The 21,667-nt window shown below is 71.9% G+C and carries 19 protein-coding genes and 1 riboswitch; of the genes, 9 read left to right on the top strand and 10 right to left on the bottom strand.

What is annotated here, in order from left to right; all coding sequences use genetic code 11:
• Positions 1–270: 270 nt before the first annotated feature.
• From AB0N31_RS00695 to AB0N31_RS00655, 9 genes are all read right to left on the bottom strand, one after another.
• Positions 271–1,398, bottom strand: a complete 1,128-nt coding sequence (locus tag AB0N31_RS00695; RefSeq protein ID WP_366056114.1) for an LLM class flavin-dependent oxidoreductase — start codon at positions 1,396–1,398, stop codon at positions 271–273.
• A 14-nt stretch (positions 1,399–1,412) separates the two neighbouring features.
• On the bottom strand, positions 1,413–2,504 hold the full coding sequence (locus AB0N31_RS00690) for an LLM class flavin-dependent oxidoreductase (RefSeq protein WP_366056113.1): 1,092 nt from the start codon (positions 2,502–2,504) through the stop codon (positions 1,413–1,415).
• Positions 2,501–3,874 (bottom strand): NtaA/DmoA family FMN-dependent monooxygenase, encoded by a 1,374-nt coding sequence (locus AB0N31_RS00685; protein ID WP_366056112.1) that lies wholly within the window; start codon positions 3,872–3,874, stop codon positions 2,501–2,503. Before AB0N31_RS00685 ends, AB0N31_RS00690 begins: the two co-directional genes overlap by 4 nt.
• Before the next feature lie 19 nt (positions 3,875–3,893).
• Entirely contained in the window at positions 3,894–5,099 is a 1,206-nt protein-coding gene (locus AB0N31_RS00680; RefSeq protein WP_366056111.1) for an LLM class flavin-dependent oxidoreductase, read from the bottom strand.
• A 302-nt stretch (positions 5,100–5,401) separates the two neighbouring features.
• Positions 5,402–6,178, bottom strand: coding sequence for a GNAT family N-acetyltransferase (locus AB0N31_RS00675; RefSeq protein WP_366056110.1), 777 nt, complete (start codon positions 6,176–6,178; stop codon positions 5,402–5,404).
• Between the two features lie 89 nt (positions 6,179–6,267).
• Positions 6,268–7,293 carry an ABC transporter substrate-binding protein gene (locus AB0N31_RS00670; protein ID WP_366056109.1) on the bottom strand — a complete coding sequence of 342 codons (1,026 nt, stop codon included), beginning with the start codon at positions 7,291–7,293 and terminating at the stop codon, positions 6,268–6,270.
• 116 nt (positions 7,294–7,409) lie between these two features.
• The gene (locus tag AB0N31_RS00665; RefSeq protein WP_366056108.1) at positions 7,410–8,258 is read right to left on the bottom strand and encodes an amino acid ABC transporter ATP-binding protein; all 849 of its coding nucleotides are present in this window, start codon (positions 8,256–8,258) and stop codon (positions 7,410–7,412) included.
• The gene (locus AB0N31_RS00660) at positions 8,255–9,268 is read right to left on the bottom strand and encodes an amino acid ABC transporter permease (protein WP_366056107.1); all 1,014 of its coding nucleotides are present in this window, start codon (positions 9,266–9,268) and stop codon (positions 8,255–8,257) included. The genes AB0N31_RS00665 and AB0N31_RS00660 overlap by 4 nt, the downstream gene beginning before the upstream one ends.
• A 977-nt stretch (positions 9,269–10,245) precedes the next feature.
• Positions 10,246–11,031: a sulfite exporter TauE/SafE family protein gene (locus tag AB0N31_RS00655; RefSeq protein WP_366056106.1), complete on the bottom strand. Its 786-nt coding sequence runs from the start codon at positions 11,029–11,031 to the stop codon at positions 10,246–10,248.
• Positions 11,032–11,597: 566 nt separating this feature from the next.
• Positions 11,598–11,707: riboswitch (SAM riboswitch) on the top strand.
• A 27-nt stretch (positions 11,708–11,734) separates the two neighbouring features.
• Between AB0N31_RS00655 and AB0N31_RS00650 the strand changes: the two genes are divergently transcribed.
• The 9 genes from AB0N31_RS00650 (at position 11,735) to AB0N31_RS00610 (ending at position 20,778) form a co-directional block, all read left to right on the top strand.
• The gene (locus AB0N31_RS00650; RefSeq protein ID WP_366056105.1) at positions 11,735–11,857 is read left to right on the top strand and encodes a putative leader peptide; all 123 of its coding nucleotides are present in this window, start codon (positions 11,735–11,737) and stop codon (positions 11,855–11,857) included.
• A 183-nt stretch (positions 11,858–12,040) separates the two neighbouring features.
• Positions 12,041–13,663 carry an ABC transporter substrate-binding protein gene (locus AB0N31_RS00645; RefSeq protein ID WP_366056104.1) on the top strand — a complete coding sequence of 541 codons (1,623 nt, stop codon included), beginning with the start codon at positions 12,041–12,043 and terminating at the stop codon, positions 13,661–13,663.
• 3 nt (positions 13,664–13,666) lie between these two features.
• On the top strand, positions 13,667–14,626 hold the full coding sequence (locus tag AB0N31_RS00640; RefSeq protein WP_366056102.1) for an ABC transporter permease: 960 nt from the start codon (positions 13,667–13,669) through the stop codon (positions 14,624–14,626).
• Positions 14,623–15,549: an ABC transporter permease gene (locus AB0N31_RS00635; RefSeq protein WP_366056101.1), complete on the top strand. Its 927-nt coding sequence runs from the start codon at positions 14,623–14,625 to the stop codon at positions 15,547–15,549. The genes AB0N31_RS00640 and AB0N31_RS00635 overlap by 4 nt, the downstream gene beginning before the upstream one ends.
• The gene (locus AB0N31_RS00630) at positions 15,531–17,255 is read left to right on the top strand and encodes an ABC transporter ATP-binding protein (RefSeq protein WP_366056100.1); all 1,725 of its coding nucleotides are present in this window, start codon (positions 15,531–15,533) and stop codon (positions 17,253–17,255) included. Before AB0N31_RS00635 ends, AB0N31_RS00630 begins: the two co-directional genes overlap by 19 nt.
• Entirely contained in the window at positions 17,252–18,076 is an 825-nt protein-coding gene (locus AB0N31_RS00625; protein WP_366056099.1) for a DUF1684 domain-containing protein, read from the top strand. The genes AB0N31_RS00630 and AB0N31_RS00625 overlap by 4 nt, the downstream gene beginning before the upstream one ends.
• A 643-nt stretch (positions 18,077–18,719) precedes the next feature.
• Positions 18,720–19,712 (top strand): dihydroxyacetone kinase subunit DhaK, encoded by a 993-nt coding sequence (dhaK, locus tag AB0N31_RS00620; RefSeq protein WP_366056098.1) that lies wholly within the window; start codon positions 18,720–18,722, stop codon positions 19,710–19,712.
• A gap of 47 nt (positions 19,713–19,759) precedes the next feature.
• Complete coding sequence (dhaL, locus tag AB0N31_RS00615; protein WP_366056097.1) at positions 19,760–20,359, top strand: dihydroxyacetone kinase subunit DhaL; 600 nt, start codon at positions 19,760–19,762, stop codon at positions 20,357–20,359.
• 8 nt (positions 20,360–20,367) lie between these two features.
• Entirely contained in the window at positions 20,368–20,778 is a 411-nt protein-coding gene (locus tag AB0N31_RS00610; RefSeq protein WP_366056096.1) for a PTS fructose transporter subunit IIA, read from the top strand.
• A gap of 135 nt (positions 20,779–20,913) precedes the next feature.
• Here AB0N31_RS00610 and AB0N31_RS00605 read toward each other — a convergent pair whose 3' ends face one another.
• Complete coding sequence (locus tag AB0N31_RS00605) at positions 20,914–21,666, bottom strand: glycoside hydrolase family 75 protein (RefSeq protein ID WP_366056095.1); 753 nt, start codon at positions 21,664–21,666, stop codon at positions 20,914–20,916.
• Position 21,667: the final 1 nt, after the last annotated feature.

Genomic DNA, 21,667 nt, shown 5'->3' with positions numbered 1-21,667 from the left:
CGCGGACGGCCGCCTGGAAACGCGTCGAGTGCGAGACCGGCTCCGCCGACGTCACCGGCCGCGCGGACGCGCTCGCCGCGTCGCCCGAAGCGGAGAACGGCCGGCACTGCGACTCCGCCGCGGGCGACGCGCACGTGGTGGTCCTCGCCGGCAGGATCTTCCGGTTTCGTCGCGGCGACCGGGCGGACCGCGCCGAAGCGGTCGCGACGGCGGACCGGTCAACGCTCCCGGGCATCGGCCCGGCCGCAGGGGACCGAAGCCGGCACCCGCTCACCTCTTGCGCCACTCCTCGGCCAGCAGCTCGTAGGACCGCACCCGGTCCGCGTGCCCGTGGGTGATCGTGGTGATCAGCAACTCGTCGGCGCCGGTGGCCTCCTGGAGCTGTTCCAGCTGGTCGGCGACCCGGCCCGGGGAGCCGACGAACTGGGTGTCGAGGCGGTCGCGGACCAGCGCCCGGTCGGCGCCGGACCATGTGTGGGCGCGGGCCTCGTCGGGCGTGGGGAACCGGATCGCGCCCTCGGCCGTACGGATGCTGCGGACCCACAGGCCGTAGCCGGTGGCGAGTTCGCGGGCGGTCTCGTCGTCCTCGGCGACCACGACGTCCGCGGAGACGCTGACGTACGGTTCGTCCAGGACGTCGGAAGGCTCGAACGCGGCGCGGTAGGCCTCCGCCGCCTCCAGCACCGTGCCCGGACTGACGTGGTAGTTCGCCGCGAACCGCAGACCGTTGCGGCCCGCGACCTCGGCGCTCTCGCCGCCGCTGCTGCCCAGGATCCAGATCTCGAGCTCGGCGCCCTCTCCCGGCACGACGTGAGCCTCGACTCCGTCCGCGGAGCGGTACGTGCCCGCCAGCAGCGCCAGGATGTCGTCGATCTGTTCGCCGTAGGGCTGCGACTCGGCGTTCGGCTGCTGGAGCAGCTTGCGCTGGAGGGCGATGCGCGGTGAGCCGAGGAGGTGCTCGAAGGAGAAGCGGGGCGGGATGCGCAGGCCGTTGGGGGCGCGGCCGTCGACCACCGGAGTCGCGGTCGGCGACGGTGTGGCGGGCCCGGTGGGCGGGCGTCCGCCGGAGCGGCCGAGCCCCAGGTCGAGGCGCCCGGGGTGCAGCGCGTCGATCAGGCCGAACTCCTCGACCGTGGACAGGGCGGTGCGGTGGCCGAGTTGTACGGCACCGGCGCCGAGCCGGATGGTCGAGGTCGCGGAGGCGGTCAGGGCGAGGACGACCGCGGGCGAGGTGCCGGCCACGCCCGGGTTGAGGTGGTGTTCGGCGAACCAGTAGCGGGCGTAGCCGAAGCTCTCGGCGTGCCGGGCCAGGTCCATGGAGTTGCGCAGCGCCTCGGTGGCGGTGGAACCGGACGAGATCGGGACCAGGTCGAGGACGCCGAGGGGGATGCGGGACATGGGCGGAGGGCTCCTCAGTGGTTGGCGGGGACGGAGGCGGGCGCGGGTTCCGCGAGGACCGGGCCCCAGGGGAACGGTGGATCGGGGATCTCGCGGCGCAGCACCGGCGCGACGTCCGACTGGAAGAGTTCGAGGGAACCCCGGTGCTGACGATCGGTCAGTCCGTTCGCGTCCGCGGGCAGATGCAGCACGGTGTGCCCGAACCGCTCGTGGTAGCGGTGCACCTTGTCGATGATCTGCCGGGGACTGCCGATCAGCGCCGAACTGCGCTCCACGAAGTCCTCCAGGGTCGAGAACACCGGCTCCAGCCCCAACCGCTTCTGGAACGCCAGATTCCCCTCGAACACGGGCCGGTAGGCGGCGATCGCCTCCTGGGAGGTACGGGCCGCGTAGAGGCCCGCCGTCCCCGCGCCGACCACGACGGCGGCCGGGTCGTGGCCGTAGTGCTCCCAGCGCTCGCGGTAGTGGCGGATCAACTCGGCGTAGGGCTCGATGGGGTTGGTCACGTTGGCGGAGAAGAGCGGGTCGCCGTGACGGGCGGCCAGGTCGACCGACTCCTTGCTGGTCGCGCTGCCGTGCCAGACCCGGATCGGCTGCTGGAGGGGCCGGGGCCACACCTCCGCGTCCTTGAGTTCCGGGCGGAAGCGGGTCCGGGCGGTCACCTTGTCCTGGCGCCAGATCCGGCGGAACACCTCGTAGCTTTCGGCGTTGCGGTCCCACTGCTCCTCGGGGGTGACCTGGAACAGGTCCCGCTGGGCGGTCCCGTTGCCCTTGCCGATGATCAGCTCGAGGCGTCCGCCGGAGAGGTGGTCCAGGGTCGCGTAGTCCTCGTACGCCCGCACCGGGTCGAGGAGGCTGAGCGTGGTGACCGCCGTGAACAGCCGGATGCGGGAGGTGAGGGCGGCGACGTGAGCGAGAACGACCGGTGGCGAGGAGGAGATGAAGGGCCGCTCGTGCCGCTCCCCCACGCCGAAGCCGTCGAAGCCCAGTTCCTCGGCGAGAAGTGCGTTGTCGAGCACCTCGCGGAAGCGGTCCTGGGTGGACTTCCGTACGCCCGTCACCGGGTGCGGGGCGTGTGCGATCAGGGTGATGGCGAGGAACTTCATGACGCCGCACGCTCGTCGCGCGCCTCGTCGGGGTGAGCCAGGCCGAGGTGGTCGCGCAGGGTGGTGCCCGCGTACTCCGTGCGGTACACGCCGCGTTCCTGGAGCAGCGGGACGACCTTGTCGGCGAAGGGGTCGAGGCCGCCGGGGGTGATGTGCGGGACGAGGATGAAGCCGTCACTGGCGTCGGCCTGGACGAAGTCGTTGATGGTCTCGGCGACGGTGGCCGGGGAGCCGACGAAGTTCTGCCGGTTTCCGGTCTCGATGACCAGGTCGCGGATCGACCACTTGTTGGCGGCGGCCAGCTCGCGCCACTCGCGGGCCGTGGCCAGCGGGTCGCGGTACATCCGTACCTGGGCGCGGCCGCGGGCGATGGTGTGTTCGCCGAGGTCGGGGTCGATGTCGGGGAGCGGGCCGTCAGGGTCGTAGCCGGACAGGTCCCGGTTCCAGACGAACTCCAGGTGCTTGATGGCCGTGGCCCCGCTCACCTGCTGGTGGCGCACCTCACGGGCCAGTTCCTCCGCCTCGGCGTCGGTGTCGCCGAGGACGAAACTCGCGGCGGGCAGGATCAGCAGTTGGTCGCGCGTACGGCCGTAACGGGCGAGGCGTCCCTTGACGTCCGTGTAGAACGCCTGGCCCTCCTTGAGGGTGGCGTAACGGCTGAAGATCGCGTCGGCGCTGGAGGCGGCGAACTCGCGCCCCTCGTCGGAGTCCCCCGCCTGGAAGATCACCGGGCGTCCCTGCGGGCTGCGCGGGACGTTGAACCGCCCCTGGATGTCGAAGTGCCGGCCCTGGTGCACGAAGGATCCGGCCTTCGCGTCACGCAGGAACGTGCCGGTCGCCCGGTCGGCGACGATCTCGTCCCCGTGCCAGGAGTCGAAGAGCTCGTTCGCCGTTGCCAGGAACTCCTTGGCCCGGGAGTAGCGCTCCTCCTGCGGGAGGAAGCCGCCGCGGCGGAAGTTCTCGCCGGTGAAGGCGTCCCAGGACGTGACCACGTTCCAGGCGGCGCGGCCGTCGGAGAGGTGGTCGAGGCTGGCGAACTGGCGGGCCACCTCGTAGGGCTCGTTGAAGGTGGAGTTGATGGTGCCGGTCAGGCCGAGGCGGTCGGTGACGGCGGCGAGCGCGGCGAGGATCGTGAAGGTGTCCGGACGGCCGACCACGTCCAAGTCGTATATTTTTCCGCCTTGTTCGCGCAGTCGCAGTCCCTCCGCGAGGAACAGGAAGTCGAACTTGGCGCGCTCGGCGGTCCGGGCGAAGTGCGCGAAGGAGCTGAACTCGATGTGGCTGCCGGCCTCGGGCGCGCTCCACACGGTGGTGTTGTTGACGCCGGGGAAATGGGCCGCGAGGTGGATCTGCTTGAGCGGCTTGCTCATGGTCGGGGGTCCTTCCGGCTCAGGCGGTGGCGTAGCGGTTGGCGGGGCGGGAGAGCCCGAGCAGCCCGCGCAGGGTGTCGGCTTCGTAGGCGCGGCGGAAGGCGTCCCGGCGCTGGAGTTCGGGGACCAGGCCCCGGGTGATCGCCGTAAGGTCGTGGCCGACGACGGCGGGACGCAGCCGGAAGCCTGACAGCCCCGACGACTGCAGTTCCTGCAGCAGGTCGGCGAGTTGGGCGGGAGTACCGGTGAAGATCCGGGCGTCACCGGTGTACGGGTGTCCCGCGAGGGCGTCCAGACGCTCACGGCGGTCCGCGGCCTCGGCGGGGTCGTCGTCGAGGAAGACCACCAGGTCGCCGAAGAGGTGCAAGGTCTCGTCGACGCGGCCGGCCGCCGTCTGCTCGGCGCGGATCTCCTCGACGACGGCACGCGCCTGGCCGGCGTCGTGCGGGGTGACGTAACCGATGTCGGCGGCCCGGGCCACCAGCCGGTAGGAAACGGTCGCGTGGGCCAGGGCGCTGATGATCGGCTGGCCCTGGGGTGGGCGAGGAGTGATCGAGGGGCCCTTGACGTCGAAGTACCGGCCCTCGAAGTCGATGTGGTGCAGCTTGTCCCGGTCGACGAAGCGGCCGGTGGCGACGTCGCGGATCTCCGCGTCGTCCTCCCAGCTGTCCCAGAGCCGGCGCACGACCTCGACGTAGTCGGCGGCCTCGTCGAAGGCGTCGGCCACCGCTTCCTGCACAGCAGGCGTGTCGTGGTCCTCGGCCCGGAACGGCGGGAACGTGCGGCGGCCGAAGTGCGCGGCCTCGTTCCGGCGTGCCGTGATCTGTACCCGCAGACCCGCGCGGCCGGTGCTCACGTAGTCGAGGGTGGCGATCGCCTTGGAGATGTGGAACGGCTCCGTGTGGGTGGCCACCACTGTCGGCACCACACCTATGTGGCTGGTCAGCGGGGCGACCCGCGCGGCGATGAGGACGGCGTCGAGGCGACCGCGAACCTGGTCGGTGCGGTCGTCGGGTCCGGTGAGGGACGAGGACTGGAGGCCCAGGGCGTCCTCGATGGTCACGAAGTCGAGCAGACCGCGCTCGGCCTCGGTGACGAGGTCGGTCCAGTAGGCGGCGGTGAGCAGTTCGCCGGGGCGGGCGACGGGCTCGCGCCAGGCGGCCGGGTGCCAGCCGGCGCCGTCGAGGGCGACGGCGAGGTGCAGGGGGGAGGGTGACGAGGACATGGGAGTGGCGCCTTCCTGATCAGCCGTACGAGGGAGTCGGCCCCGTACGGAGGGTGCGGCTGCGAGGACAACGGGCCAGGGGCGACAGAGCGCGCCGGCCGTGCGCAGCAGGTCGATGTGCGGCCGGGAGGGCAGGTGCGGGCGGCGGGGCGGGGCGGGTTCCACGGCGCGGGGACGGGACGCGGGACGCATGTGCCTCATCTCCGTCCTTCCAGCCCGGCACCTCCGGGGTCCTGGTCGGCCTCGCGCCCGCGGGCCCCCGAAGGGGCGCCACTGGGTCGTCGGCAGGCACAGCAGCACGGCTATGCCCTTCCTTCCGGCTGTCCGGCTTCCTGGCCGCCCCCGCCTTGCGTTTCCGGCTGCCCGCCCGGCGTGCGCACCAGCGCGAACCGCGTACGACGGCGCAGCGTGAACCCGATCGACTCGTAGAGCCGGATCGCGTCGGTGTTGCTCGCGGCCGCGTGGAGGAAGGGTGTGTCGCCGCGTTCCCTGATGCCCGCCGCGACCGCGCGGACCAGCCGGGTGGCCAGGCCGCGGCCGCGGTGGTCGGGATGGGTGCAGACGGCGCTGATCTCGGTCCAGCCCGGCGGGCGAAGGCGTTCGCCGGCCAGGGCGATCAGCCGCCCGCGGTCCCGGATGCCGAGGTAGGTGCCGAGCTCGACGGTACGGGGCAGGAAGGGGCCCGGCCGGGTGAGGGCGATCAGGCCGAGGATCTCGGGTACGTCGGCGGCCCCGAGCCGTACCGCTTCGGGTGCGGGTTCGGCGTGCAGCGCGGTGTCGACCATCTGGACGCCCTCACCGCTGTCCTCCGTCTCCCAGCCGCCCGGCACGGTCCGGACCGCGGTGACCGGGGTGACGGTGCCCGGTCCCACCAGTGCGGCCAGGTCGTCCCAGGCGCGGGGATCGGCGGGGTCTTCCAGGGCGGTGAACGGGGAGACGTCCCTCGGGTAGCGGGCGGCCCGGCCCACACGCTCGGCGAGATGGGCGTGCGGGCCCGTGAGCGCGGCCCAGGCGGCGTTGTCCAGGACGTGCGGTTCCGTCGGGCTCGGGGACGGGGCGCGGTGAACGCTGGTGGACATGGCGGTGCGGGGTCTCCGTATCTGGAACGCGGCGGGGCGCGGCCCGGACTGCGCCGTGACACGGCGCAGTCCCTGGGGCGGGCGGCGGATCAGGAGTTGTCGAGGGGCAGCCCGGGCGGGTTGACCTCGGACTTGGTGACGGCCTCGTTGGAGAGGTTCCAGGCCGCGAGCCACTTGGCGTACTGGCCGTTCTCGATCAGATGGTCGATCGCGTCCGCGAGCGGCTTGGCCAGCCCGCTGCCGTTCTTCGCGGTGGCCGCGATGAGACCCTGGAGCGTCGCTCCCGCGCCGGAGAACTCGCCAGCGTTGCGCGTCGGGTTGGGCGTCTCGGCGACCTGGGTGACGTGGTAGGAGATGCCGGGGTTGGGCCCGAAGTAGGCGTCGATCTTCCCGCTGGAAAGGGCCAGGTAGACACTGTTGTTGTCCTGGAAGTACTTGACGGTGAGCTTCTTGCCCTCCCCGGCCAGCTTCTCCTTCCACTCCAGCAGGATCTTCTCCTGGTTGGTGCCGGCGCCCACGGAGACGGTCTTGCCGGCCAGGTTCTTGTAGTCGCCGTCGAAGTTCCAGGTGCTCTTCTTCGGCACCTCGAAGGCGAGGTTGTCCTGCCGGTAGGAGGCGAACTCGTACTTCTTCTTGCGCTCCTCGGTGTCGGTGACGTTCGAGAAGGCCACGTCGACCTTGCCGCTGTCGATGCCGACGAACAGGTTCTCCCAGGTCGAGTTCTTCACCTCCGGCTTCAGCCCGAGGACCGCGGCGACCAGCCGGCCGAGGTCGGGTTCGGCACCGGTGAGGGTCTTCTGGTCCTCGCCCACGTACGCCAGCGGCGGGAAGCCGGCGGGCAGGGCGCCGACGCCGATCACCAACTTGCCGCTCTCGGCGACCGACTTGGGCAGTCCGGCGCTGATCGACTTCACCTCGGAGACCTTCAGTTCGGTCTCCTCGGCGGCTCCGTTGGAGAGCGCGCCGACGGTGACCGTCCCGGCCGACGGGTCGTCGGTCCTGGTGGCGGCGTCACTGTCGCCACCGCACGCGGCGAGCCCTGCGGCGAGGGAGGCGACGGCTGCGGACGCGGTGACGCCTCGGAGGAGTCTGCTGCGGAGGCTGGGAGTGCGCATGGGTGTCCTTGTCGGTTGTGCGATGAGAGTGTGTGCGGCAGGGGGGAGGCGGTCCCGGTGGGCCGCGGGCCGCGGAAGGAGCGCTGTGGGGGCGTTCTGCCGAGCGGACGGCAGGGTCACAGGACCTTGCTGAGGAAGTCCCTGGTCCGCTCGTGCTTCGGGTGGTCCAGCACCTCGGCGGGCGGGCCCTGTTCGACGATCCGGCCGCCGTCCATGAAGACCACCCGGTCGGCGATCTCACGGGCGAAGCCGATCTCGTGGGTGACGATGACGAGGGTGGTGCCGCTGCCGGCCAGGTCCTTGATGACGGCCAGCACCTCGCCGACCAGTTCGGGGTCGAGGGCGGAGGTGGGTTCGTCGAAGAGGATGACCCCGGGTCGCAGGGCGAGGGCACGTGCGATGGCCACGCGCTGCTGCTGGCCGCCGGACAGTTGCCGGGGGTAGGCGGCGGCCTTGTCCGCGAGCCCGACACGGGCGAGCAGGTGGCGGGCCAGCTCCCGGGCCTCGGGCCTGGTCAGCTTGCCGGTCGCCACCGGGGCCGCCGCCACGTTGTCCAGCACGGTCAGGTGGGGGAAGAGGTTGAAGTTCTGGAACACGAAGCCGATCCGGCCCCGCTGGGCCAGGATGGCCCGCTCGCTCAGCTCCTTCAGGCGCTCGCCGTGCCTGCGTACGCCGATCAGCTCACCGTTCAGGCTGACATGGCCGATCTCGGGCTTCTCCAGGTGGTTGATCACCCTGAGGAGCGTGGACTTGCCGGAGCCGGAGGGGCCAAGGACGACCGTGACCTCTCCGGGCCGCACGGTCAGCTCCACACCGTCCAGGACCCGGTGGGCGCCGTACCACTTGTGCACGTCGTGCACCTCGACCGCGGCAGGACGTGTCTCGTGCGTCACGCCGCTCCCCGCCGCCGGTGCCGCCTCGGCCGCATGCGTCGGCCGTGTCGTCTCCGTCGCCTTGGCCGTCATGTCGCCGTCTCCCTCCGGACTCGGGCCCGCAGGTCGCGCAGAGCGGTCAGCAGCTTCTGCAGCGGGGTCGGCGGCAGGGTGCGCAGCGCGCCCCGCGAGTAGTACCGCTCGACGTAGAACTGGATGACGGACACGAGGCTGGTGAGGATCAGGTACCAGGTGGTGGCGACCAGCAGCAGCGGCACGATGTCGCCGGGGTAGGTGCTGCCCATGCTCTGCACCGAGCCGAAGAGGTCGAGCAGCGAGACGTAGAAGACCAGTGAGGTGCCCTTGATCAGGCCGATCAGCTGGTTGACGTAGTTCGGGGTGATGGAGCGCAGCGCCTGCGGGAACACGATCTTCGCGAACTGGTACCGCTTCGGCAGGCCGAGGGCGGCGGCCGCCTCGTGCTGGCCCTGGTCGACGGAGAGGATGCCGCCGCGCACCGCCTCGGAAGCGTACGCCGCCTCGTTCAGACTCAGTCCGACGACCGCGACGACCATGTCGGTGGCGAGCCGGGACTCGTCGAAGGTGAAGAAGGCCGGGCCGAACGGCACTCCCACGCTCAACGTCTGGTAGAGCGCACTGAAGTTGTAGAGGAACAGCAGGACCACGATCAGCGGCACCGACCGGAACAGCCAGGTGTAGACCCAGCTGACCGCGCGCAGCACCGGGCTCGGGGAGAGCCGGGCCAGTGCCAGCAGGACACCGCCGAGCAGACCCAGCACGGCGCTGTACACGGTGACTTCGAGGGTGATGAGCAGGCCGTCGAGGATCGTCGGGCGCAGGAACCAGTACGAGAAGCGGTCCCACTGGAAGAAGGGGTTGGTCACCAGTCCGTGGGTGATCTGGGCGACCAGCACGAGCACGACGGCCGTGGTGATCCAGCGGCCGGGGCGCCGGAGCGGAAGGACTCGCTGCGCCGTCAGGGGCTTCGGCGCGGCGAGGGTGTCGGGGCGGGCGGGGCGGGGGATCGCCTCGGCGGGCGGTGCTGATCCGGAGGACACAGCGATGCCCGGAGATTCACTCATGGTGGGCTCCAGCGGATTCGGAAACCCCGGACCACGGAATGCGGCGGTACCGCGCCGAGCGGGAACGGCTCGGCGCGGGGCGACGCACGGGTACACGCGGAACGGGGGCTGGGCGGGGAGAGGACGCACCGCGACAGCGGTGGTCGTCAGAGACTCAGAAAGTCGTCAGCCTCGACAGAGGACGCAACAGGCGGCCTTACACAGCGCGCTGTTGACGCGCAGCAGGTCCACGGAGCGGTCCGCGCACAGCAGGACGCGGCCGAGGCGCGGCCATGCGGCCGTCCCGTCAGCTGCGTGCATCGCTGTCACCATCACTTCTCCGGCCCTCAGGCATCTCGGTCTGCGTCGCAAGTTAGGCATGCCCCGAAAAGAATGTCAATGCAAGTGACCACCAAGTGAGACCGCACCCGCGGCCTTCTCGACGGCCGCACGGAACGCACCGAAATCAGCGCGGCCGGTCATGAACGTCACTGCCCACGGCGCGAGTTCGCCCCGCTCATGCGGTCAGCGGCCCCGGCACGGTGGGGCAGGCGTGGTCTCGCGTCCCGCCAGCCCCGGAGGCGGGAAATGGCCCTGGAACGGCTTGACGAGGCGCCTGCGCAGCCCGCAGCCACCCGTCTCCTCCTTCAGGCATCTTCGCGGCGGTCGCACCCCGAGGCCGCGCTGGAGGCGTACGCGGCCGAACGACCGTCAGTGACTGCGGCGTTGGCGGGCCGTCGCTGGCGGGAGGACCTGCGTGCGGTCCCCCTTTCCTCGCCCGACCACTCCACACCCGGCGCACAGCACCGGCTCCGCGGAGGCGGGCATCACGCCCACGGCGGAGCCGGCCGCGCTGTGCGCGCAGGAGACGGCCCCCGGCCGCACGTGTTCCACGGTGTGCCGGCCCGGTCCGCCGCGCGGGGAGCGACAGCCCGGGTTCGCCGTCAGTGGCTGTCCCCCCTGCGGCCTTCGGCGGGGGACCCCGCCCGTCGCGGGGGTCAGCTGAGCGTGTCGATCGCGTAGAGGGCGCCGAGGGCGGTGGCGAGGGTGCCCAGCAGCAGACGGAGGAGTGTTTCGGGCAGACGGGGCTGGAGGCGGGCACCCAGGTAGCTGCCGATGAGGCCGCCGAGGCCGCAGGCCAGGCCGAGGGACCAGTCGGGGGCGATGCTGCCGGTTCGGGCCAGGGACAGCAACGCGTAGGTGGAGGCTCCGACGACGGACGTGGCGAAGGTGGAGGCGAGCGCGGCGGGGGCGACCTTGGCGACAGGGACCCCGCGGCCGGCCAGGACGGGGCCGAGGATTGAGCCACCGCCGATGCCGTAGATCCCGCCCACGACCCCGACGGCGAGCGCGAGGCCGGTGACCGTCCGGGGCGCGGGCTCGGGGCGCGGGCTCTCCAAGCGCGCGGGGCGGAGTGTCCCGGTGATCAGCCAGATGCCGAGCGGCAGCATCAGGGCGGCGATCAGGAGCCGGAAGACGTGTGGGCCCGGCAGGGCGAAGACGCGGATGACCGCGCCGAGAACCACGCCGGGGAGCGTGCCCGTCACCAGCCGGCGGACGAGCGGGCCTCGCAGGGCACCGGCACGCCGGTAGCGCAGGAGGGCACCTGGCCCTGCTACGACGTTGTAGAGAAGGTTCGTGGGGGTGACGGCCGGGTCGGGGACAGCGAACACGCTCAGTTGCACCGGCAGCAGGAAGACGGCCCCGGACACCCCGACCGGGGCGGTCACCACGGCGATCAGCAGCCCGACCACGACGCCGACCGCTCCCAGTCCCCACTCCACCCGGTTCCCCCTGCGCGTACGCCAGCCGATGCGGACCCCGACTCGTGCCCCGCGGAGAGCGTAGAGCGCCTCGCCGACGTGACGGCGATGAGGCCGATGTCGGTCGTGGCCGGGCGGCGGCCGCCGCCGTGGACGGGGTCACCGGTGTCGGCGACCGGGCCCGACCGCGGTACGGGCATCGAGCTCCCTTCCCTTGCCGCAGCCGAGTTCGTGCCGGTACCCGCCGGGCAGGCCGGACTCGTCGAGTCCCGCCGCATCGCGGAAGCACGAGCCGGAAGGGACCGCGGTCACCGGTGGTGCGACGAACAGCACGTCGGCCGGTCAGTACGCCTCACGCCGCAAGCAGGTCTGGCAGTTGTCCCGTCGCGCGATCACAGGAACACCGTCGGGGCCCTGCCGAACACGCACGCCGGGCACACCCCGCCGCACCGGTCGCATGCGATGCGGCGGTCACCTTCGACGATCTCGATCACGCGGCCCGGCCTCCTGCGATCACCGACCGACGCGGCTCGGACTGCGGCCGGCTCCATTGACGGATCACGGCGGCGATCGGTAAAGTTTCAAGTGGCATTGAGTGTCAGCGTGAAGCCCTGGCTTGCTGACCGGCAACCCTCCGACGCGGTGGGGTGCTCCAGGTGAAAGCCCGGCCGGGTCGCCCACCCGGCAAGCGCGTGGCCCCGTGGCAGGGCCTGGACCTGGAGGAATGAGCGTGCGGCACAGCAGCGTCTCGAGTCCCTCCAGCACGGCCGTGGCGGCTCTCTCCCGATTCTCCCGCCGACGCCACATCGACCTGCAGCGCATCACCACTTGCCTGTGTCGTGGCTGACCGAGTCCCGTCGGCTGTCCGAGGACGTTCACCGCTGGCTCTGACGCCCGCAGCAACCTCCTGATCTTTTCCCGCCCTACGCCCTTTGACCGTGTCGCTCTTCCCCGGGGGCGACACCGTCCATGCCTCTCCATGTCCGCACGGAAACGTGCGTGACGGCTTTCGAGTAGGAGAAATCATTCCGTGATATCGCATCCAAATTCCCGCACTGCCCGACGGGCGGCACTGACCGCACTCCTGACAACCAGTGTGCTGCTGACCGCATGCTCGTCCGGCAGCGGCAGCGGTTCGAGCAACGACAGCGGCCAGGCCAGGTCCGGCGGCACACTGACCTTCGCGGTGGGTTCCGACGCCGGCTGCGTGGATCCGCAGCAGGTCGCCAGCAACGACACCGTCTACTCGCTGCGCCAGGTGGTCGACTCCCTGACCGACCAGGACCCCAGGACCGGCAAGATCGTGCCGTGGCTGGCGAAGAGCTGGGACATCAGCCCGGACGCGACGACCTTCACCTTCCACCTCAGATCCGGTGTCACCTTCAGCGACGGGACGCCGCTGACCGCGCAGGTGGTCAAGGACAACTTCGACGCGGTACCGAAGCTGGGCGCCCTGGGGGGCCTGGCCCAGGGGTACCTGAGCGGCGTGGAAAGCACCTCCGTGGTCGACCCGCTCACTGTGCGGGTGAAGTTCAAGCAGCCCAACGCCCAGTTCCTGCAGGCCACTTCCACGTTCTCACTGGGCATCGAGTCGTCGGCGAGCGTGAAGAGGTCCCCGCAGCAGAAGTGCAGCCGGGGAATCGCCGGCAGCGGCCCGTTCACGCTGAAGCAGTACGTGCAGAACCAGTCGATCACCTTGGCCAAGCGCGCCGATTACGACTGGGGTTCCTCGCTGTGGACCAAGAAGGGCGCGGCGTACCTCGACAAGCTGGTGTTCAAGGTGGTGCCCGAGGCAGGGGTGCGCACCGGCAGCCTCCAGTCCGGTCAGGTGGACGCGATCAGCAGCGTGGGCAAGGCCGACGAGGCGGCGCTCAAGGGCGCTCACGTGGACCTGCTGCGGCGGGCCAACCCGGGCAACGTGTTCCACCTGGGGCTGAACAACTCCCGGCCACTGCTGAAGGACGTGAAGGTGCGTCAGGCGATCCTGTTCGCCATCGACCGGCAGCAGATCGTCGACGTCGTGTTCCCGACCGGTACGCAGCCGGCCACCAGCATACTGGCGCACACCACACCGGACTACGCCGACCTCGGCCCGGAGCTGGTCCACGACGCGGCGAAGGCGAAGTCCCTGCTGGACTCGGCCGGCTGGAAGACGGGCAGTGACGGCATCCGGACGAAGAACGGCGGCAGACTGAGGCTGTCCGTCACGTGGTTCGCCAACGCGGCCACGAACCAGCCCGCACTGGAGCTGATCCAGCAGCAGCTCAAGGCCGTGGGCATCGACGTGGTACTCGAGGAACGGCAGATCACCCAGTTCGCCCCGACGCTGCAGTCCGGTGGCTTCGACGCCGTGTGGGGCAACCTGACCCGGGCCGACCCGGACATCCTGCGCAGTCAGTACTCCACCCGGCTGGCCAACTTCTACCGCCTGCCGGCGAGCCCGCTGGACTCGCTGCTGACCCAACAGGCGGCCACCACCGATGCGGCCAAGCGCAAGCAACTGGTCGGCCAGGCACAGCGGTTGATCGTGCAGAACGCGTACGTGGTGCCGGTGGTGGAGCTGCAGATCCAGCTCGGGGTGGCGAAGAAGGTGCACAGCCTCGGCCTCGAGGCCTCCAGCCGGATCCAACTGCACGACACCTGGATCGGCTAGCACATGCTCCGCTACGTGATCAAACGCGTCGCGCAGGCGCTCGGAGTGCTGTGGGCGGCCTACACGGTCTCGTTCCTGGTGCTGGACTTCCTGCCCGGTGATCCGGTGTCGGCGATGGCCGGTGCCGGAGCGGACTCGGCGCAGATCGATCCGGCGCAGCTCGCCAGGCTTCGACACGAGTACGGCTTCGACAAGCCGGTACTGGCGCAGTACGCCGACCACCTCGGCAACGCGGTGCGCGGGGACTTCGGCGACTCGGTCTCCACCGGCCGTCCGGTGACCTCGACCCTGGGCGACGCACTGCCGCAGACCCTGGCGTTGACCGGTACGGCGCTGTTGCTCGCGGTGGTCCTCGGCGGCGGTCTCGCGGTGCTGGCGACCTACACCTCGCAGCGGTGGCTGCGGCAACTGCTGCTGTCGTTGCCGCCGCTCGGCGTGTCGGTGCCGACCTTCTGGGTGGGGCTGCTGTTCGTCGAGCTGTTCTCCTTCCGGCTGCGGTGGTTCCCGGCGTTCGGCAACGACGGTCTGCGGGGCCTGGTGCTGCCGGCGCTGACACTGGCGATCCCGACCGGTGCGCAGGTCGCACAGGTGCTGGCCAAGAGCCTGCTCACGGCCCTGGACCAGGCCTATGTGGAGACCGCCCGGGCCAAGGGCGCGGGCAGGTGGCGGATCCACCTGCGGCACGCTCTGCGCAACGCGTCGTTGCCGGCGCTGACGGTCGTCGGGCTGCTGGCCGGGCAGCTGATCGCCGGTTCGGTGGTCGTCGAGACCGTGTTCTCCCGCGACGGCCTGGGCCGGGTCACGGCGGCCGCGGTCACGGCCCAGGACATCCCGCTGGTCCAGGGAGTCGTGGTGTTCGGGGCACTGATCTTCGTGCTGGCCAACCTGGCCGTCGATCTCGTCTATCCGCTCCTCGACCCGCGGATCGTGGTGGCCTCCGGAAGGAAGGGGAGTTTCGCATGACCCAGCCCCTTGTCGACGACGTCACCACCGGCGCCGCGCCCGGCTCGGCGCCACCGGTCGTACCCGGCATCGGCCCGCGTCCCGGGCGAGGTCCCGACCTGCGGCGCGTCCTGCGGTTCTTCCTGCGCCGCCCCGGTCTGGTGGCATCGGTCCTCGTCGTGGTCCTCGTGGTGCTGGCGGCCTTTCGGCCGGGGATGTTCACCTCGCGGGACCCGCTGGACGGGGTGCCGTCGCAGAACTTCCGAAGCCCCGGCGGCGCGCACTGGTTCGGCACCGACGAGCTGGGACGCGACCTTTTCTCCCGGGTGGTGCACGGCGCGCAGCTGTCGCTGAGGGCCACGCTGATCGCGGTGGCGGTCGCCTTCGTGGTCGGCGGTCTGCTCGGCCTGGTCGCCGGATTCGTGGGCCGCTGGGTCGACGACGTGCTGATGCGCTTCGTCGACGTACTGCTGTCGATCCCGGCGCTGTTCCTGTCCCTCGCACTGGTCACGGCACTGGGCTACGGAACGGTGAAGGTCGCGGTCGCGGTCGGGGCGGCCGGCGTGGCCGGCTTCGCCCGGGTGACGCGCGCGGAGGTACTGCGGGTGCGGCAGGCGGTCTTCGTCGAGGCGTCGCGATCGTCCGGGTCCCGCTGGTACTCGGTGCTGGGCCGGCACGTGCTGCCCAACGCGGCGGGCCCGGTGATCGTCCTGGCCACACTCGACTTCGGCGCCTCGGTCCTGGCCGTGTCGTCGCTGAGCTTCCTCGGTTACGGGGCGCCACCCCCCGCACCGGAGTGGGGCACGTTGATCTCCGACGGGCGCAACCACCTGGCGAACGCATGGTGGCTCACCGCACTGCCCGGCCTGGCGATCGCCGCGACCGTGCTGGCCACCAACCGCATCGCGCGGGCGCTGGACGGCGAATGGTCCCGACAGCGATGACCGGCCCCACGACGAACGCCCCAGGAACGGGTGGGAACTTGACGAACACACCGGAACCACTGCTGGAGGTGAGGGGCCTGTCGGTGTCGTACCGCACCCGCGGCGGCACGGTGCAGGCCGTGCGCGGCGTCGACCTCGACGTACGGCCCGGCCAGATGACCGCGGTGGTCGGCGAGTCCGGATCCGGCAAGAGCACGACCGCCCATGCGATCATCCGCCTCCTGGCGGCGAACGGCGGCATCGACGCCGGTACGGTCCGCTTCGGCCGGCACGATCTCACCTCGCTGTCCGAACGCGATCTGCGCACCGTACGCGGTGCACAGATCGGCCTGGTGCCCCAGGACCCCACGGTGTCGCTCAACCCGGTCAAACGCATCGGTGAGCAGGTCTCGGAGGTGCTGCGCATCCACGGGCTGGCGACCCGCCGCTCCGCCCCGTCGGAGGCGATCGCGATCCTGGACCGGGCCGGGCTGCCCGACGCGGCCACCCGCGCCCGGCAGTATCCGCACGAGCTGTCCGGCGGGATGCGGCAGCGTGCCCTGATCGCGACGGCCATCGCCGGCCGGCCGAGGCTGATCATCGCCGACGAGCCGACCAGCGCACTGGACGTCACCGTGCAACGGGTCATCCTCGACCACCTGCAACATCTCACCGAGGAGTCCGGCACCGCCGTTCTGCTGGTGACCCACGACCTCGGCGTCGCCGCCGACCGGGCACAGCGGATCGTGGTCATGTCCGGGGGCCGGGTCGTCGAGGCCGGTCCGACCCGTGACGTCCTCGACAACCCGCGGCACGAGTACACCCGGCGGCTGCTGGTCGGCGCGCCGAGCCTGGCCACGGCCCGCCCCCGGGCCACGGTCACGACACCGCCCGCCGCCGAGGCGGCGCCGCTGGTCGAGGTCCACGGCGTGGTCAAGGAGTTCCGCCTCCCCCGCTCCAAGGGATCGGCGCGCAGTGTGCGCGCGGTGGACGACGTCAGCTTCACCCTCCACCGGGGCCGCACGCTGGCCCTGGTCGGCGAGTCCGGATCCGGGAAGTCCACCACCGCCCGGCTGGTGCTCCGTCTGACCGACCCGACCGCCGGGCGCGTCGTGTTCGACGGCACCGACGTCACGACCGCGCGCGGGTCACGGGTGAGGCAGTTGCGCCGCCGGGCCCAGCTCGTCTACCAGAACCCGTACGCCTCGCTGGACCCGAGGTTCTCCATCGGCGAGGTGATCACCGAGCCGTTGCGTGCCTTCAAGGTCGGCGACCGCGCCTCCCGGCTCGCCCGAGCCCGGGACCTGCTGGAGCGGGTGGCGCTGCCGGCGTCGACGCTGGAGCGCCGCCCGGCGGAGCTGTCCGGTGGCCAGCGGCAGCGCGTGGCGATCGCCCGCGCGCTGGCGCTCTCCCCCGACCTGGTGGTCTGCGACGAGCCGGTGTCCGCGCTCGACGTGTCCGTCCAGGCCCAGGTCCTCGACCTGCTCGCCGAACTGCAGGCCGACACCGGGGTGGCGTACCTGTTCATCTCGCACGACCTCGCCGTCGTACGCCAGATCGCGCACGAGGTCGCCGTCATGCGGGCCGGCCGCATCGTCGAGAGGGGTACCGCCGAAGACCTGTTCGCCCGCCCCCGCCACGCATACACCCGCGAGCTGCTCGCGGCGATCCCCGGCGGCCGTTACGCCACAGCCGCATCCGACCCGTTGGAGAAGAAACACACATGACTCTTCAGGACACCACCGCAGAGCTGTCCGCCTTCACCCGCGACTGGCAGGAGTGGCACTCCGGGCGGGAGGCACGACTCGCCGACCCCCACGGGTTCCTCGCGGTCACCGGCCTGCACTGGCTCGGCGACGAGCCGCAGCGCTTCCCGGACGCTCCGGGCGCCTGGTCCACCGGCACCGACGGGGTCGTCGTGGTTCTCGACGACGGTGAGGAACTGGTCGTGGGCGGAACCCCCGTCCGCGGTGAGCACCGCTTCGGGGTACTCCCGGAGCGCGGCGGAGTCGACGCGGTCTGGGGCGACGCCGTGATCGAGGTGGCCAAGCGCGGCGGACACGACATCGTCCGTCCCCGGCACCCTGACGCCCCCCTGCGTTCCGCCTTCACCGGCACGCCCGCCTACACCCCGCATCCCCGCTGGGCGGTGACCGGCCGCTACACCGCCTTCGACGAGCCGCGGCCGACGACCGTGGGCGCGGCGGTCGAAGGCCTTGAACACGTGTACGACGCGCCGGGCCGGGTGGAGTTCGTGCTGGAGGGACGCCCCCTGGCACTGACCGCGTTCCCCGGACACGGCCCGGGGAGCCTGCTGGTGCTGTTCACCGACGCGACCTCCGGGGTCACCACCTACGCGGCCAACCGGGCCCTCGCCCTCGACCCGCCCGCCGCCGACGGCACGGTCGTCCTGGACTTCAACCGGGCGACGAACCTGCCGTGCGCCTACACCGACCTGGCCACCTGCCCGCTGCCGCCGGCCGAGAACCGGCTGCCCGTGGCGATCGAGGCCGGGGAGAAGATCCCCCGCGAGCGGGGTGGGTCCTGAGCATCCGGCACCACCGGGACGACCACGACCAGTCGGACTCCGCCCCCGCCCGATGCCCGATCCCGCACCGGTGACGATGGCCACCGGTCCGGCGAGGGTCGGGGCGTTCCCCCTCATGTCGTCGGACCGCCCTGCTCGCGCGCCCGGTCCTCGTCGAGTCGCCAAGCGTCCTGGCGGAACGCTTGGCAACGACCGTCGGATCGCCGTCCTGCGGAAACAGCGGGCGAGCTCGGGACACGCAGGACGATGTCGGCCGGTCCCGCTGCCTGGCCGGGAGCGCGAACGCTCGCCGCAGAGCCCGACCGCTGCCTGCCGCCGAGCGGCCGGGCAGAGCGAGATCCGGACCGCTCCGGGGCCGACGGTTTCGGCGGGCTGCCGGAAGCCGATCACCCTCAGCGGTCCGCCCGGGACACCGCCCACGTGACCTTCACCGCCGCAAGGTCGATACTGCCTCTGTAGGACTCCGGTCGGCATGCCGTCGATCCGTCGCAGAATCTGACGCAGCGCCACCGAAGTCAGCGTCAGTACCGCCGCCACCCGCTCCCGACCGCTACGGACCGCCAGGACCGAGAACCAACCGAACCACTCTGAACAGCGAAAACACTGGCCGAAGGCCGCCTACTAAGCTCATTAGGAGATCCCCATGAAGATGCTGATCAACGTCCCGGAGACCGTGGTCGCCGACGCGCTGCGGGGGATGGCCGCCGCGCATCCCGAACTGACCGTGGACGTGGAGAACCGGGTGATCGTGCGGCGGGACGCACCGGTGGCGGGGAAGGTGGGGCTGGTGTCCGGGGGCGGGTCCGGGCACGAGCCGTTGCACGGGGGGTTCGTCGGGCCGGGGATGCTGTCGGCGGCCTGTCCCGGTGAGGTGTTCACCTCCCCCGTGCCCGACCAGATGGTGCGTGCCGCCGCGGCGGTGGACAGCGGGGCGGGCGTGCTGTTCATCGTGAAGAACTACACGGGCGACGTGCTCAACTTCGACATGGCCGCCGAACTCGCCGAGGACGAGGGCATCCAGGTCGCGAAAGTACTGGTCAACGACGACGTCGCGGTGACCGACAGCCTCTACACGGCCGGGCGGCGCGGCACCGGCGCGACGCTGTTCGTGGAGAAGATCGCGGGCGCGGCCGCCGACGAGGGCCGGCCCCTGGAGCGGGTCGAGGCGGTCGCCCGGCAGGTCAACGAGAACTCGCGCAGTTTCGGCGTCGCGCTCAGCGCCGTCACGACCCCCGCCAAGGGCAGCCCGACCTTCGACCTGCCCGAGGGTGAGCTGGAGCTGGGCATCGGCATCCACGGCGAACCGGGCCGGGAGCGGCGGGCCATGATGACGTCCGGCGAGATCGCCGACGTCGCGGTGCACGCGCTGCTGGAGGACATGTCGCCGCACAACCCGGTCCTGGTCCTGGTCAACGGCATGGGGGCGACGCCCCTGCTGGAGCTGTACGGCTTCAACGCCGAGGTCCAGCGGGTGCTCGGCGAACGCGGGGTCGCCGTCGCCCGTACGCTCGTCGGCAACTACGTGACGTCCCTCGACATGGCCGGCGCCTCGGTGACCCTGTGCCAGGTCGACGAGGAGATGCTGCGGCTGTGGGACGCGCCCGTACGGACGCCGGGGCTGCGCTGGGGCATGTGATCAGGCGGACGCAAGCGATCAACGTACCGACCACGCAAGGAGATCCCGTGCTCGACGTCGACTTCTTCCGCCGCTGGATGACGGCGACCGCCGCGTCCGTCGACCGCGAGGCGGAACGGCTCACCGCTCTCGACTCGCCGATCGGCGACGCCGACCACGGCAGCAACCTCCAGCGGGGGTTCACCGCCGTCGTCGCCGCCCTGGAGAAGGAGCCCCCCGCGGTCCCCGGAGCCGTCCTCGTCCTCGCCGGGCGCCGGCTCATCTCGACGGTCGGCGGGGCGTCCGGACCGCTGTACGGCACGCTGCTGCGCGGCACCGGCAAGGCGCTCGGGGACGCGGCCGAGGTGAGCGAGGAGGAGTTCGCGCAGGCGTTCCGCGCCGGGGTCGACGCGGTCATGCGGCTGGGCGGGGCGGCGCCGGGCGACGCGACGATGATCGACGCGCTGGTGCCCGCCGTGGACGCCCTGGGCGACGGCTTCGGGGCGGCACGGGCCGCGGCCGAACAGGGCGCCCTCGACACCGTCCCGCTGCAGGCCCGCAAGGGCCGGGCGAGTTACCTGGGCGAGCGCAGCATCGGACACCAGGACCCGGGCGCCACCTCGTCGGCGCTGCTGGTCGCGGGTCTCGCGGAAGCGAACGGGGAGTGAGCGCGGCCATGACCGACGACAAGCTGGTGGGCATCGTGCTCGTGTCGCACAGCGCGCAGGTGGCGGCCTCGGTCGCCGAGCTGGCCCAGGGGCTCGCGGGCGGCGGCACCGCCGTGCCCGTCGCCCCGGCGGGCGGTACGGAAGCGGGTGGGCTGGGCACGAGCGCGGAGCTGATCGCCGCCGCTGCCGCCTCGGTCGACCGCGGTGCCGGGGTCGCCGTCCTCACCGACCTCGGGAGTGCCGTGCTGACCGTGAAGGCGCTGCTCGCCGAGGGCGACGAACTCCCCGACGGCACGCGTCTGGTGGACGCGCCGTTCGTGGAGGGGGCGGTGGCCGCCGTCGTCACGGCCTCCACGGGAGCCGACCTGGACGCGGTCGAGGCGGCCGCCTCGGAGGCGTACACCTACCGCAAGGCCTGACGGGCGCTCGGGGCGGGCGGCCCCGTCCGGGCGGCGCAAACCGTCCGGACGGGGCCCCGTCACAGGCGGGCCGAACCGTGCCGATGGGTCCCGCCCTGGCGGGCAGGGCCCTGCCGCTGGGCCGGGGCCGCGCCGTCACCCGCCGCCGGAGGCCTCGGCACCCGCGCCTCGGCGGGTGCCCGCGGCCGTCCCCGCCACGAACGTCCGGGCCAGCCGCTCCCCCGCTTCGACGGCCGCCGCGTGGCTCTCGATCGGGGTCGCCCGGAAGTCCTTGAAGACGATGTAGGTGACGCCGGAGGCCACGCCGCCGCCGCGCGGGTCGGGGCGGATGCCCAGCGCCTCGGCGGCGGCGTACGAGGCCTCGCCGATGACCTCGGGCGGCCCCACGTCGCCCACGACGGCGTAGCGGACCCGGTCGCCGTGGACGACGGCTGCGACGCTCCCGCCGCGCACTCCGTGGTCGCGGTGGTTCCAGAGGTCGCTCACGCCCGGCACGACGATGAACGGCAGGCTCTCCGCGCTCAGGTGGCGGCCGTCGGACTGCTGGAAGGCGGTGGCGGGCGAGAACAGCGGGTCGGTGCTGCCGTTGCAGCGCGGGCCGGGCCGTCCGTCGCAGTCGATGTCCATGTCGGCCGTCCAGAAGACCGCGCCGTCGGTCCCGCAGACCGGGACCGTGGCGGGCGCGCCGGCATCCGTGCGGTAGCGACCGCGGGAGACCGGGGCGCAGGCACTCACCCGGGCCAGCAGTGCCGAGGCGCTCACGGAACCCTCCTGCCGCGCCGCCGGTCTCCGGGGGACCTCGAGGGCCCGGACCGCGGCGGCGGGCGGGGGGACCGGGGCCAGCAGGGCGAGGCCGGCCACGGCCAGCGTCAGCGACTGGACACGCACG

Origin of the sequence: Streptomyces sp. NPDC051051, from assembly GCF_040682975.1 — a bacterium.
In the GTDB taxonomy this organism is placed as follows: domain Bacteria; phylum Actinomycetota; class Actinomycetes; order Streptomycetales; family Streptomycetaceae; genus Streptomyces.
This window is presented reverse-complemented; position numbering and strand designations above follow the sequence as displayed.

What these genes read in the sequence shown, in the direction of transcription:
- AB0N31_RS00695 (WP_366056114.1), bottom strand. Translation starts at nt 1,398, where the DNA reads ATGTCCCGCATCCCCCTCGGCGTCCTCGACCTGGTCCCGATCTCGTCC.
- AB0N31_RS00690 (WP_366056113.1), bottom strand. Translation starts at nt 2,504, where the DNA reads ATGAAGTTCCTCGCCATCACCCTGATCGCACACGCCCCGCACCCGGTG.
- AB0N31_RS00685 (WP_366056112.1), bottom strand. Translation starts at nt 3,874, where the DNA reads ATGAGCAAGCCGCTCAAGCAGATCCACCTCGCGGCCCATTTCCCCGGC.
- AB0N31_RS00680 (WP_366056111.1), bottom strand. Translation starts at nt 5,099, where the DNA reads ATGTCCTCGTCACCCTCCCCCCTGCACCTCGCCGTCGCCCTCGACGGC.
- AB0N31_RS00675 (WP_366056110.1), bottom strand. Translation starts at nt 6,178, where the DNA reads ATGTCCACCAGCGTTCACCGCGCCCCGTCCCCGAGCCCGACGGAACCG.
- AB0N31_RS00670 (WP_366056109.1), bottom strand. Translation starts at nt 7,293, where the DNA reads ATGCGCACTCCCAGCCTCCGCAGCAGACTCCTCCGAGGCGTCACCGCG.
- AB0N31_RS00665 (WP_366056108.1), bottom strand. Translation starts at nt 8,258, where the DNA reads ATGACGGCCAAGGCGACGGAGACGACACGGCCGACGCATGCGGCCGAG.
- AB0N31_RS00660 (WP_366056107.1), bottom strand. Translation starts at nt 9,268, where the DNA reads ATGAGTGAATCTCCGGGCATCGCTGTGTCCTCCGGATCAGCACCGCCC.
- AB0N31_RS00650 (WP_366056105.1), top strand. Translation starts at nt 11,735, where the DNA reads ATGAGCGTGCGGCACAGCAGCGTCTCGAGTCCCTCCAGCACGGCCGTG.
- AB0N31_RS00640 (WP_366056102.1), top strand. Translation starts at nt 13,667, where the DNA reads ATGCTCCGCTACGTGATCAAACGCGTCGCGCAGGCGCTCGGAGTGCTG.
- AB0N31_RS00635 (WP_366056101.1), top strand. Translation starts at nt 14,623, where the DNA reads ATGACCCAGCCCCTTGTCGACGACGTCACCACCGGCGCCGCGCCCGGC.
- AB0N31_RS00630 (WP_366056100.1), top strand. Translation starts at nt 15,531, where the DNA reads ATGGTCCCGACAGCGATGACCGGCCCCACGACGAACGCCCCAGGAACG.
- AB0N31_RS00625 (WP_366056099.1), top strand. Translation starts at nt 17,252, where the DNA reads ATGACTCTTCAGGACACCACCGCAGAGCTGTCCGCCTTCACCCGCGAC.
- dhaK (WP_366056098.1), top strand. Translation starts at nt 18,720, where the DNA reads ATGAAGATGCTGATCAACGTCCCGGAGACCGTGGTCGCCGACGCGCTG.
- AB0N31_RS00610 (WP_366056096.1), top strand. Translation starts at nt 20,368, where the DNA reads ATGACCGACGACAAGCTGGTGGGCATCGTGCTCGTGTCGCACAGCGCG.